The following is a 12,489-nucleotide window of genomic DNA, read 5'->3' on the forward strand; positions in this document are numbered from 1 at the left end:
AAAGGGGGCCACTCGTCAGCCAGGGAACGTCCCGCTGTCGCGGAGTTCCCAGCGCCTCTCCGCGTACGCCAGGTCGTCCCGCCACAACCGGCCGGCCGAGGCACGCATCAGGGGGCGCATCAGCGGAGCGGCCGCCCGGGCCACGGCGAATCCACGACGGTCCGACGCCGCGACCAGTGCCTCCGTCACGGCCGTGCGGGGCTTGCCCCGCTCGTCCGGAGCGATGGGTGTGGCGTGGGTCTCCACGACGGACCCTGCACCCTCGCCCTCGACGATGTGCATGACGACCGTACGGGGCTCGGGCGCCGTGAACCGGGCCCGGACCGGCACCACCAGACGCCCGGCCACCTTGAAGGACACATCGACGGTGAACCCGGCGTCGTCCGCCGGGCTGTCGGCAGGGGTTCCCGTCACCGTCAGGTCCACGAAGGAGTACGGGTGGAACCACGCGCCGTGCCACGGATCGAGGCGGTTGGCCACCACGTCTTCCGGCTCGCAGCGGCCTACGCCGGAGTAGACCGCCTCGACGGCGTCCCGCGCCCTCGGCCGGGCGGGTACGTAGGGACGTGCCGAAGGGGGCTCGCCCCCCATGCGGTCGAGCCGCACCCAGAGAAGGACCCCGTCGTCGAAAGCGGGATAGGGCTCCCATCCGGCGAACGGTTCGCCGTCCAGTACGAGTCCGTGCCAGTGACAGACCAGCGTGCCGCAGCGGACGGGGCTGTCGCACAGCGGCGCCCCCAGATGCGGGCACGCTCCCGGACCGGTGCGCAGCTTTCCCCCGCGGTCGCGCCACGCCACCACTTCGGTGGAGCCGACCGTGACGCCGAGGGCCTTCCCGGGAGGAAGGTCGCGCGAGGCGCCGATGACGTACCAATTGCCGGAAGGCCTGCTCTGCGCACGCTTGAGGGCCTCCGTGATGAGTCCGGGTTTCGCCTCGCGCCACGTGGGCGTCTGACGCTCCCACGGGACGGGCGCGCGCCGCACCCGCAAGGGAATGCGCCGGGATCGTGGGTGTCCTGCCGCCGGGCTCATACGGCCTCCTCCCGCACCGGGGCCGGGGCGCCGGCCGTCCGCGGCCGGGACGCCCCGTCGGACCGGACCGCCGCGACCGTGTCTGCTCGGCCCCGGCGCACTGCGCGTGCGGCGACCGCCCGCACCAGGCCGTCCAGCGCCACGGCGGCCCGCCGTCGGCGCGGGACGACCGCCCGGCGGTGCAGGACCGTGTACCCGTCCGCCTCGATCGCGTCGAGGATGCCGCTGTACAGCACGAACGCCGTACGGATGCAGGGCCGCGATACCGGGGCGAGCATCGCGATGCCGGGCAGGGCGGCCCGGTAGACGGTTCGGTTGTGGGCTGCGGCGGCCCGCAGTACGTCGGTGATCCGGGCGTCCGGCATCCCCGTACTCCGGCTCCACTCGAAACGTTCCCGGTCCGCCCCGTGCGCGGCCAACAGCTCGGCCGGCAGATAGAGCCGGCCCCGGTCCAGGTCCTCGCCCACATCCCGCAGGAAGTTGGTCAGCTGGAAGGCGACACCGAGCGCGGCCGCGTGCGGTGCTGCTTCCTCGCGCGCCACCACCGTTCCGAGTACCGGCAGCATCTGAAGACCGATCACCGCGGCCGAGCCGTGCATGTACCGGCCGAGTTCCTCGTACGACGCGTAGCCGCCGACCGTCAGGTCGCTGCGCATGGAGGAGAGGAAGTCGGTGAAGTGTCGATGGTCGATGTTGTACCGGCCCGCCGTGTCGGCCAGGGCACGGATCACCGGCTCGGCGGCCCGGGCCCCCCGCCGCCCCGTCTCCAGCTGGGCTTCCAGGGCGAGCAGGGCGCGGGCGCGATCCCCTGGCGTGGCTGTGCTGCCGAGATCGTCGACGATGTCGTCGGCCCGGCGGGCGAAGCCGTACAGGGCGTGGACGGCCGGCCGCCGGTCGACGGGAAGGAGCCGGGTCGCGAGGAAGTAGGTCTTGCCGTGACGGGCGTTGAGAGCGCGGCAGCGGGTGTACGCGGCCCGGAGCGCGGGGTCATGGATGCCTGCTGCGTCGAGTTCGTGGACGGTCATGCGCTGGAACCTCTCGGGACAGGGCGCGGATTCCGGGCGGCTCTGGGGCCGGTGATCCTCTCCGCCGCCAGCTTCCCGGAGATCAGGACGGTCGGCACGCCGACGCCGGGCGTGGTGCCGCAGCCGGCGAGGACGGCGTTGACCGTGCCCCGCACCAGGTTACGCGGCCGGAAGGGGCCGGTCTGGGGGAAGGTGTGGGCCACGGAGAAGGGGGTGCCCGCGGCGTGCCCCTGGGCGGTCCAGTCGGCCGGCGTGACCAGCCCCTCCTCCTCGATCGCCGCGCCGAGGCCGGGCATCTCGCGGCGCTCCAGCTCGGCCAGCAGCTCGTCCCGGTAGCGGGGTCCCAGCTCCCGCCATTCCCGTACGCCGGGCCCGACCTCGGTGTTCGGGCAGGGAGCGAGCACGTAGTGGAGGTGCCTGCCCGGTGGTGCGAGGGACGCGTCGCTCGCGGTGGGCCGGGTGATGAGGAGGGAGGGGTCAGACATCATCTTCCCGGTGCGGGTGAGTTCGTGGAAGGTGCTCTTCCAGGCCGCGCCGAAAGAGATGGTGTGGTGCGCCAGTTCCGGCCAGGTGCGGTCCGTGCCCGCGTGCAGGATCACTGCGGACGGCGAATGCCGCAGGGGCAGGGGGCGGTGTGGGCTGCGGCCGAGCAGCCGGTAGCTGATGGGGAGATCGGGAGTCAGGACGACCGCGTCGCACGGAATGCGTTCCTGGTCGGTGACGACAGCGGTGACCCGGTCACCCGAGCGCTCCAGCCGGGTCACGCTCTGCCCGTAGCGGAGGGAGGCTCCCGTGTCGGCGGCCGCGTCCGCCATCGCCCGGGGCAACGCGTGCATGCCGCCCCGAGGGAAGTACACACCGGCCACCGTGTCCATGTAGGCGATCACCGCGTACGCGGCCAGGGCCCGCGCCGGCGGCACGCCCGCGTACAGCGCCTGGAAGGAGAAGACCCTGCGCAGCCGTTCGTCCGAGACGAAGTGCCCGATCCGCGCGTCGAGCCGGCCGAAACCACCGAGCGCCGCGAGGCGGACGAGGTCGGGATGGGCGAGCTGGAGCGGTGAGTCGAAGTTGGTGTCGATGAAACGGTGCATCTGCACCCGGTAGAGGCGCTCCAGCCAGATCCGCAGCCGTCGGTAGCCGACCGCCTGCCTGGCCCCCGCGAACTCCTCGACGGCGGCCTCCATCGCAGCACCGTCGGTGTGCACGTCGAGCTGGGACCCGTCGGCGAACCGGGCCCGGTAGGCGGGGGCCAGCCTGATCAGCTCCAGCCGGTCGGTCATCCGCTCCCCGACCGCGGCGAAGGCTTCCTCCACCAGATCCGGCATCGTCAGCACGGTCGGCCCGGTGTCGATACGGAAGCCGCCCGACTCCAGAAACCCAGCCCGCCCCCCGGGCACGCCTTCCCGCTCGACGACCGTCACGCGGCGGCCCGCGCCCAGCAGATGCAGCGCGGCGGCCAGTCCTGCCAGACCGGCACCGACCACCACCACATGGTCGACGGGCCCCATGACCGTGATCACCCGGCACTACCTCCTTCGGCCGCGATCAGGACCGAGTGGACATCCGCCGCCCCGCTGCGCGTCTCGCCGGCGGTGGGGGAGTGGCCAGTCCGCTCTCCAGAAACCGTGCGCAGCAGACCGAGCAGCTGGCGGCCGCCGTGCGCATCCACGTCGACGGCCTGTCCCAGACGACGTACGGCATGGTCGTGGAGACGTGTAGCTTTCCGCTCCACATGGGCACGCACCCCCGTCACCTCGAGCATGCCGCGTACGTCCGCGAGATCCTCCTCGGTGAGGTCGGCGGTGCCCGTGACGCGACCGAGTAGGGCCAGTGCCTGTTCGTCGCCCGCCGCTTCGGCCCACCTCCGGGCGACAGCCAGCAGGTAGGTCGGCTTGCCCTCGCGGATATCGTCGCCGGACGGCTTCCCGGTCAGCCCCGGGTCGCCGAAAACCCCGAGCAGATCGTCCCGCAGCTGAAACGCGATACCGGCACACCGGCCGGCGGAGCGCAGAGCGTCTGTGGTCCGCTCATCGGCGCCTGCCAGGGCGGCGCCGAGCGCCAGAGGCCGCTCGACGGAATACGAAGCGCTCTTGAGACAGGCGGTCCGCAAGGCTTGCGCCACTGATGACTCGCCACTGACCTGGCCACGCAGATCCAGGTACTGTCCGGCGACCATCTCGGTCCGCATGGCCCGCCACAGGGCGCCGATCCGACGACGCTGGACGGCAGACAGTACGGTCTCCGCCACCGTGTCGTCGGCCCAGGCCAGTGCGAGGTCACCCGCCAGCACGGCGGCTGAGGTACCGAAGACCGAACCCCGCTCGGAATCCGGCGAGAGACCCGCACGCTCTGCCAGACCGATGTGCACGGCAGGCTTCCCCCGGCGAAGCCGCGAACGGTCCATCACGTCGTCATGAATCAGCGCGCAGCTCTGAATCAGCTCCAGCGCCACCCCGAGCCGCAGGGCCGCCGCAGTCTCAGCCGCGCCACAGGAACGCATCCCCCACCACAGAAGGCGGGGCCGCATCCGCTTACCGCCCTCCAGCGTGAAGTCCGCGACCCGCCGCGCCAACTCCTCGCAGAACAAGACGTCGCTCCGTAGGGCTTCGTCGACTCGGTCCGCCAGCACTGCCCGCGCGGTGCGCAGGACCGCATCAACCACGTCCGAGTCCACGACCTGGGCGTCCTCGGACGAGTGGCAGTGGTGACGGCCCATCTCACGCCTTCCCGAGATCAGTGGTGATGACGAACGATTCGTCACCGCGGCCTGGCGCGTACCCCAAACGCATGCGTTCGTGCCCTTCAGATCAGTAGTCGCGCTGCGCGAAAGCAGGCTCTGATGCAGAGACGATCACGCCGGTCGCACACTCCGTGTGGAGAAACACCCCGAACACGTCATGACGACGGCGACCACGCCCATATGGCCCACGAAAACGGGTGCACGCTGGCCCGCCCCGGTAGCAGCACTTCTTATGCTCGACGAGCAGCGAGCCGTGCAGCTGCGGGCCCAGGCGCTGTGCGGGGGGCCGCCTGAAGAGAATCCATCGACGGGTGAGCCGCGCCGGGGGCCGAACAGGTTCTCCTTGTCGGGGTATCCGCGCGCCGCATATGCCATGAGCGGTTTCGTCGGTCAGGGTGGTCGCACTGCACGTACCGATGACATGAATGGAGAGCGGTTTCATGATGCGTCGTATCGCGATCACGCTGGCGGCTGTCGCCGCAGCCGGGTTCGTCGCCGCGGGCCCGGCTGCCGCGCACGGGACGAACGGCTGGGACGGCCCGGCCGGCGGCGGCCACGCGGAGATCGAGGGGGGCTGGGCCAGCGGCGAGTACCGCAACCTCGGCGGCCCGTACGGGATCACCTACATCAAGGGCCAGAAGGCCTACTTCGACGCGGAGCGCGGCTACTTCGTCCGCTGACTCGGCAACCGGGTCCACCCCGGCTGCAACTGCTCCAGAACGGGTCAGGGCCCGCGCCACCACGGTGTGGGCCCTCACCCGTGCCATCTTAGAAGCCATCTCATTTGGGCGACTCGGTATTCTGTGAGTCATGGTGGGGATCGTTGAGCGGTTGGTGCCGGATGAGTTGTGGGCGTTGTTCCAGCGGGTGGTGCCGGAGGCGCCGTCGCGGCCGCAGGGTGGTGGTCGGCGTCGGCACGGCGACCGGGAAGTGCTGGCGGCGATCGTCTTCGTGGCGACGTCGGGTTGTACCTGGCAGCAGCTGCCTTCGGCGTCGTTCGGCCCGTCCGGAGCGACCGCCCACCGGCGGTTCTCGGAGTGGTCGAAGGCCAGGGTGTGGGCGAAGCTCCACCGCCTGGTCCTCGACGAACTCGGTGCCCGCGGTGAGCTGGACTGGTCGCGGTGCGCGATCGACTCGGTGAACATGCGGGCCTTGAAAAGGGGGACCTGACAGGTCCGAATCCTGTCGACCGGGGCAAGTACGGCTCGAAGATCCACATGATCACGGAACGGTCGGGTCTGCCCATATCCGTCGGCATTTCCGAGGCCAACGTGCACGACAGTCAGGCTCTGATCCCGCTCGTGAAGGGCATCCCGCCGATCCGCTCGCGACGCGGCCGGCGGCGGCGCAAGCCCGCCAAACTCCACGCCGACAAGGGCTACGGCTACGCCCACCTGCGGCGATGGTTACGCGGTCGCGGCATCACCCATCGCATCGCTCGCAAGGGAGTCGAGTCCTCGCAACGGCTGGGCCGCCATCGTTGGACCGTGGAGCGCACCATGGCCTGGCTCGCCGGCTGCCGCCGCCTCCACCGACGCTACGAACGCAAGGCCGACCACTTCCTCGCCTTCACGAGCATCGCCTGCACCCTCATCTGCTACCGCAGACTCGCCAAATGAGATGGCGTCTAAGACCGTCCTACGTGGTGAGGTGGTCGTTGGGCTGATCATGGGGCGGGGTACATGGAGTTGGATTGTTCCGGACGGACTGTGGGAGATCGCGAAGCCGCTGATCCCGCCGTCGAAGGTGCGGCCGCAGGGTGGCGGCACTCAGGACACGCCTGATGAGACGGTGTTCGCGGCCATCGTCTACGTGCTGGTCAGTGTCTGTGCCTGGCGCGCGTTGCCGCCGTGCTTCGGGATATCCAAGTCGACGGCCCATCGCAGGTTCGTGATCTGGTCGCGGGCCGGCGTGTGGGGCCGACTGCACGAGGAGATCGTGCACCGGCTCTACGACGCCAGCCTGCTCGACCTGTCGCGTGCAGTCCTCGACTCCGCCCACGTGCGCGCTAAAAAGGGGGCGAACACACAGGTCCGAGCCCCGTGGACCGGGGCAGGCCGGGCTCCAAGATGCACGTCCTGTCGGACGCGAACGGACTGCCCCTGATCGTCGGTATCTCCGCGGCCAACGTCCACGACAGCCTCGCGCTGAAGCCCATGGTCGCCGGTCACCAAACGAGACACGACCCACACCGCGGCCGGTACTTCAAGCCTCAGCGTCTTCACGCCGACAAGGCGTACGACGTTCCTCACCTGCGCAAATGGCTACGCGGCAAGCGCATCGGCGTCCGCATCGCACGCAAGGGCATCGAGTCCAGCGAACGACTCGGCCGCCGAAGGTGGGTCATCGAGCGCACTATGTCCTGGCTCACGGGCTACCGTCGGCTCAACCACCGCTACGAACGAAATCCCCGCAACTACCTGGCCTTTCTCGGCCTCGCCGCCGCCATCTGCTGCTACAAGCGACTCCTCCGCCTCACCACGTAGGACACGGTCTAACTGATCGTTTCAGAATGAAGTTCGTTGTGGGGCTTGGCAGACGGGTGTTTGGTCGGGAGGATCTGTCAGGTGTCCGCTGATCTTGTGCCTGATGACCTGTGGGAACGAGTGGCCCCGCTGTTACCTGTTCGTCCGCCCAGGCGGCATCGGTATCCGGGGCGGTTGCCGGCGGATGACCGCGCTGCGCTGAGGGCATCGTTTACGTGCTGCGCAAGGGCGTGAGCTGGCGGGATGTTCCGGCTGAACAGGTCGGCTGCAGTGGTGTGACCGCCTGGCGGCGTCTGCGGGAGTGGACTGAGTGAGGCCGGAGTGTGGCCGCAGTTGCACGAGCTGCTGCTGTCCGAGCTGCGGTCCGCGGGCTTGCTCGACATGGACGACGCCGCCATCGATGGCTCGCATGTCAGGGCCCTCAAAGGGGGGCTCACACCGGACCTTCGCCGGTCGATCGGGCGCGGCCCGGCAGCAAGCACCACCTGATCGTCGACCGGCACGGAACCCCCTTGGCCGTCTCGCTGACCAGCGGAAACCGTCATGATGTCACGCAGCTGATGCCCCTGCTGGACGCGATACCCCGTATTCGCGGGGTGCGCGGACGGCCTAGGCATCGGCCGCGTCGGCTGTTCGCCGACCGCGGCTACGACTACGACAAGTACCGCCGCCTTCTACGGGGCCGCGGCATCACGCCGAAGATCGCCCGGAGAGGCACAGCCCACGGCTCCGGCCTGGGCAGAACCCGCTGGGTCGTCGAGCGGACCTTCGCCTGGCTTCACCAGTTCAAGCGACTTCGCATCCGCTACGAGATACGCGCCGACCTCCACCTGGGACTGCTCCAACTCGCCTGCAGCATCATCTGCCTGAGGCGCCTCCGAACCTCATTCTGAAACGATCAGTAAGGAGAGGAACACCGTCGAGCGGCTGATCAACAAGATGAAGGCCTGGCGTGGCATCGCCACCCGGTACGACAAGTCTCCCGACAGCTACCTCGCCGGCCTCCACCTACGCGCCTCGATGATCTGGCTCAAGGACCTCACCCGAGCCACCCATTGATCGGAACTCAATACGGTCCCTAAAGGCGAAGAAGGTCGACCCCAGCAGGATCACCAGTTTGTATACGGAGCGGCAGCCGTGTACGTCCTGTGCTTCTGAGTTGTCCGGGGCCCTCAAGGCAGGCACGCCCATCACATGGTCGGTTCCGTATTTCGATGGCATCGAAAGTGCGGCCAAGCAACTTCTGGCGAAGTACGTCATGCAGGCTGGCGGTGGTCGCGTGGCGCGGTCTTCGGCAGACTTGCAGGAGCAGCGGCATGAGATGGAGACACATGAGCCAGCACGGATTCGATCTACCGTCGACAGCCACGCGTGATGTCATGGACCGGCGTAAGGAACTAGCCGACAGAGCCTGTGATGCCTTGACTCAGGCAGGTCTTCCTGCCTTTCAGGGAAACTCGCAAGATGCGCCCGGTGCGAATGTTCTGGTGGAATCTCTGGCCGACGGCGGTGTTCTCGTGGAATGGAGCACTCAGGAAGGTCTCGCGACCGCAGCAGCAAATCTTCTAGAAATCGGGGTTGATCCCACGAACCTGCCCCACGCGATTCGCCACTACGAAACCGTGCAGAATTGCATGCGGGACGCAGTCCTGCAGATCCTCGCGTCAGCCGGGTTCGATGTGGAGAAGGCGGACGCACACACCTATGGAAGTGCCGTCCACGTAAAGGGGGGCTGCCCCTGATCCTCGTCGAGTCCCGTCGATGCTGAGCCTCTCAGCATCGACGGGACCGCAGTACGGGTAGATCTCGACTGAGAGGATGTCTCTCCCGCCGACCACCCTTCGGCCCACCCGCGCAGGTGGGAGCAACGGCTCCACCAGCGCCCACTGCTCATCCGTCAGATCTGACGGATACCCGCCCCCAACACCGCTCACGGTGAGCTCAGCGAACGCCTCGGTAACGGGAAACGGCAGGTCTCAAACACGGTCTCAGGAGAGCGAAGCTGGCGCGGCCGAACATCTGGGGTTTGAGCATCTTGATCCGGTTTGACGTGTCCTTCGACGACACTTCTGTGAAGTCGTCACGGCGAGTCGTCTGTCTGACCTGGGATATTCGAGGCAGTGAGGTGCCAGGGCTCGTATGATCCCTGGCAGGACAGGGCTCGTAGCGCAGTGGTTGTCGCGCCTTCACCGCATGTGGGAGGACGTCGGTTCGAATCCGGCCAGCCCTGTCCTGCCTCTTCTCCTGGAGCCTGCTTCGACGTCTGGAAGACGTTCCATCTGTCGCTCAGAGTTCTTCAGCCACAGAACTTGGGCCAGAACCGGTTCTCGTGAACAAAGCCACCCGGTACCGGGTCACCGAGCTGCGCCGCCGCCTGCTTCTGCTGTCGGTCCGGATCCACTGGCATCCGTTCTGGTCGACTTCGGCCAGGTAGTCGCCTGCGGCCCGGGTGGAGCTGCGGCGGCGGGCCGGTGGCGACTGGCGGGCGACGGCGTGAGCCCCAGCCGGACCCGGCGGGCAGACCGGCGGCCGGGAGCGGCGCCGACCGTGCTCGCCGGGCGGCGCGCGGAGAGGGCCGGCGTAAACACCTGATCGGCTCCCTGCGGCCCAGCTGATGCCGAGTGCGGCGCAGCCGGGCCGGACTTCTTGGCGCCCTCATGCGGCGACCCGCGGTGGTGGTGGTCGGTCGGCGTGCCGGGTGTCTTCCGGGGCGGCTGATCCTGCCTGGTGCCCCGAACTGGCGCTTCCGCAAGCGCTGTTGGCCTACGCGATGCATCCGGAAGGCGACATTCAGTGATCAGTTTTATGCAGCTTTGTCTTGTGGCTGGGGCTGGCGAACCATGGCGAATGATGCGCCGGGGCCGCTGGTGGCATGTGCCATCTGACCGTGCCCGGCAGACTCGTGGCACCGGGACGCTCCGTCGGCCGCTCGCGCCGTCGCGTCCCGCCGTCCGACAGGCCGTGCTGTTCCGGCGCGTTCCCGTGGAGCACCGAGCCGAGCAGAGGAGTCCGCGCACGTTCGTGCGCGCCGATCATCATGTGGAAGTCCGTCATCGAGAGCGTCGTCTCGCAATACGTAGTCGCGGTCCTGGCCGCATTCACCCTGGCCACGGCGGCGGCCGTGCGTTCGCGCTGGGCCCGGAAGGGCAGCGCGCTCACGCCGCCGCGTGCGGGGAGCGAGCCGTCGTGCCGCCCGTCCGGGAGTAAAACGGCCGCCCGGCTGAACCGTCGCACGATTCAGTCGTCACACGGACGACGAGAGGAGTCGTCGTCATGACGACACGCAGGCCCCGCCGGTCCGACCGTCCGGAAGCCGAGGTCGACCGGGAGCGCGCCTGGGCGCACATGCTGGCAGACCCCGGGGGCATCCGGCGCAAGGATCCCTTCGGCATCGAGTACGACGAGAAGCGATTAGGGGAGATCGCCCGCCGGTACGACCAGACCTGCCGACGTGCCCAGGGACGTCTCCAGCCGGAGGCGTCCGAGACCGACGTCCTCGCCGCGCTCCTGGTGATCCGGATGCTGCGGGACAAGCGCGCCCTTGATGTTGTCCGTATCGACCTGGAAGAACGATCGCGAGACCCGGCTCTGGCAACAGGTCTGAGCCTCGTACCCGACGCGTGCCACTTCGTTCGCGTTCCAGAAGGAGGATTTGGGGTACTGCTTGTAGATCCGGGTCCAGTTCTCCTTCTCTCCCCACGCCCACGAGGGGTCGATGAAGACGGGGTAGGTGGTTTCGGACGCCTGCAGGAGTGCCTGATCGGGCTTGATCTCGATGGTGTCGGACCCGACAGTGGTCTCCATCTGCGCGTCGGTCGACCCCGGGGGCGGTTCGAACGACTCCGAGGGAAGAGGGCTCTCCTGCGAGCTGAGCGAGGACTTGGCGGAAGGCGCTGATGATGCTGTAGTCGAGTCCCACATCAGGGGCGTGGGGCTCGTGAAAACGGTCTGCCCGGCCGGGTCGACGGCAGCCAGGCTTCCGGTCTCGGCGTCCTTGGAGACAGTCAGCCCGACGGTCTTCATCTTGTAAGTCAGCTTGCTCAGAGCGGGGTTGGCGGCCGCTGCAGGAGTCTTGACCACGAACAGCTGGGAGAACCCTTCCACCTCTGCCTTGAGCTGGAGATCGACTCCGGGCAGCACTTCACTGTAGGTCGCCACGTTCCCCGCAAGAACGGGTTTGGGCAGCGCAGTAGGCCAAGACAGCGTCAGGGTGCGGCCGTTCTTGACCCCGGACAGCAGCGGGCCTGACCCGCCTCCTGAGAACATGACGCTCACCGTGGAAGCTTTCGGCACGACCGATCCGTCCGCCGCGAACACCAGGCTCGGATCCGTCGCCACCCAGGCACCGTCACGCAGCAGCCGCACGGCCGAGCCGTAGCGCTTCACGGAGAAGGAGCCGTCAGGCAGCACCCAGGTGTCAGACGTTTCGGTGCGTGCAGATTCCAACTCTGCTGGCTTACCAAAGGACTTCGCCACCTGAAGCGCTTTGTCCTCCTCGCTGACCGAGCCGTCGTCCAGAGGCGTATCTGCCGCGGCAGACCGAGGCGGGGCGGCAGACGCGGACCTGGTCGGCACCACCACGCCGACCGCTCCGAAGGCTGTCACCAAAGCCAAAGATATGGCTTGAAAGAGGGGTCTGGGCCTTCGCCCATCCCGTCTCGTAAATCGACTCATTTCGCTCCCCCCAGGAGTAAAAGATTTTCGCTCCAGACCATATAGCCGCCACCTGCCCGGTCAACAGTCGAAAGGAATCCGCACCTAAGCGACTACAGTAGTGATCGACAACGCAATTAATCGATATGATCACTTGTTGTCAGAAAAGGCCCATACTGACTGACTGTCAACGCGTTTCAACCGTAACGAACTTGCGCCCTACGTCCCTCCTTGTGTCGCTTTGCTCGTCGACGCAAGAGGGAGGGAGTGACTTTTTCGTGAAGGCTCTGTTAGTTTCCGACGGTCATTCACGGGGTGGGCAAGGGGTGGGTCATGCGTTGGTTCGGCAGGTCATCGATGGCTGCGCCATTGTCCGCAGCACTCTTGTTGGGGCTGCTGCCCGCAGCCGCAATCGCAGCAGACCCTGAAGCGATCCCCACAACCTCCCGCGCAGCAATAAAGCAACCCAAAGCTGTGCCAGTAGAACCCGTCAAATTCGGGTCCAACAAGCGTAAGAACGACGCAGAGCGCTCCCCATGGCGCTCACTCAACG

Annotated in this window: 10 protein-coding genes, 1 tRNA gene and 2 pseudogenes; 7 read left to right on the forward strand and 6 right to left on the reverse strand. The window is 67.8% G+C overall.

Annotated elements, in window-relative coordinates; translation table 11 throughout:
• Nucleotides 1-15: 15 nt before the first annotated feature.
• Genes AC0VY3_RS17610 through AC0VY3_RS17625 form a run of 4 tightly spaced genes read right to left on the reverse strand, consistent with a single transcriptional unit; the run spans nt 16 to nt 4,773 of the window.
• The gene (locus tag AC0VY3_RS17610) at nt 16-1,032 is read right to left on the reverse strand and encodes a Rieske (2Fe-2S) protein (RefSeq protein WP_103511132.1); all 1,017 of its coding nucleotides are present in this window, start codon (nt 1,030-1,032) and stop codon (nt 16-18) included.
• Nucleotides 1,029-2,057, reverse strand: coding sequence for a phytoene/squalene synthase family protein (locus AC0VY3_RS17615; RefSeq protein ID WP_475549989.1), 1,029 nt, complete (start codon nt 2,055-2,057; stop codon nt 1,029-1,031). Before AC0VY3_RS17615 ends, AC0VY3_RS17610 begins: the two co-directional genes overlap by 4 nt.
• Nucleotides 2,054-3,577, reverse strand: coding sequence for a phytoene desaturase (locus AC0VY3_RS17620; protein WP_475549990.1), 1,524 nt, complete (start codon nt 3,575-3,577; stop codon nt 2,054-2,056). The genes AC0VY3_RS17615 and AC0VY3_RS17620 overlap by 4 nt, the downstream gene beginning before the upstream one ends.
• Nucleotides 3,574-4,773: a polyprenyl synthetase family protein gene (locus AC0VY3_RS17625; protein ID WP_475549991.1), complete on the reverse strand. Its 1,200-nt coding sequence runs from the start codon at nt 4,771-4,773 to the stop codon at nt 3,574-3,576. The genes AC0VY3_RS17620 and AC0VY3_RS17625 overlap by 4 nt, the downstream gene beginning before the upstream one ends.
• 464 nt (nt 4,774-5,237) lie before the next feature.
• On the opposite strand from AC0VY3_RS17625, the gene AC0VY3_RS17630 reads away from it, so the two are divergent.
• The 6 genes and pseudogenes from AC0VY3_RS17630 (at nt 5,238) to AC0VY3_RS17655 (ending at nt 9,025) form a co-directional block, all read left to right on the forward strand.
• Nucleotides 5,238-5,477, forward strand: coding sequence for a hypothetical protein (locus AC0VY3_RS17630; RefSeq protein WP_069753380.1), 240 nt, complete (start codon nt 5,238-5,240; stop codon nt 5,475-5,477).
• A gap of 130 nt (nt 5,478-5,607) precedes the next feature.
• A protein-coding gene (locus AC0VY3_RS17635; protein ID WP_475549992.1) for an IS5 family transposase occupies nt 5,608-6,416 on the forward strand; the annotation gives its coding sequence in 2 pieces (ribosomal slippage) (nt 5,608-5,956 and nt 5,956-6,416; 810 coding nt in all).
• Nucleotides 6,417-6,465: 49 nt separating this feature from the next.
• A protein-coding gene (locus tag AC0VY3_RS17640; RefSeq protein ID WP_475551695.1) for an IS5 family transposase occupies nt 6,466-7,283 on the forward strand; the annotation gives its coding sequence in 2 pieces (ribosomal slippage) (nt 6,466-6,808 and nt 6,808-7,283; 819 coding nt in all).
• An 81-nt stretch (nt 7,284-7,364) separates the two neighbouring features.
• A pseudogene (locus AC0VY3_RS17645) lies at nt 7,365-8,176 on the forward strand (IS5 family transposase).
• Nucleotides 8,177-8,352: 176 nt separating this feature from the next.
• Complete coding sequence (locus tag AC0VY3_RS17650; protein WP_475551696.1) at nt 8,353-8,658, forward strand: nucleic acid/nucleotide deaminase domain-containing protein; 306 nt, start codon at nt 8,353-8,355, stop codon at nt 8,656-8,658.
• Nucleotides 8,615-9,025 (forward strand): hypothetical protein, encoded by a 411-nt coding sequence (locus tag AC0VY3_RS17655; protein WP_475549993.1) that lies wholly within the window; start codon nt 8,615-8,617, stop codon nt 9,023-9,025. Before AC0VY3_RS17650 ends, AC0VY3_RS17655 begins: the two co-directional genes overlap by 44 nt.
• 73 nt (nt 9,026-9,098) lie before the next feature.
• On the opposite strand, the pseudogene AC0VY3_RS17660 reads toward AC0VY3_RS17655, so the two are convergent.
• Nucleotides 9,099-9,196: pseudogene (locus tag AC0VY3_RS17660) on the reverse strand (IS5-like element IS4811 family transposase); the annotation flags it as partial.
• A 243-nt stretch (nt 9,197-9,439) separates the two neighbouring features.
• Between AC0VY3_RS17660 and AC0VY3_RS17665 the strand changes: the two are divergent.
• A tRNA-Ala gene (locus AC0VY3_RS17665) sits at nt 9,440-9,513 on the forward strand.
• 1,181 nt (nt 9,514-10,694) lie between these two features.
• Here the strand turns inward: AC0VY3_RS17665 and AC0VY3_RS17670 are convergent.
• Nucleotides 10,695-11,888, reverse strand: coding sequence for a hypothetical protein (locus AC0VY3_RS17670; protein ID WP_475549994.1), 1,194 nt, complete (start codon nt 11,886-11,888; stop codon nt 10,695-10,697).
• Between the last annotated feature and the right edge of the window lie 601 nt (nt 11,889-12,489).

Source organism: Streptomyces sp. iso_384 (assembly GCF_056172905.1).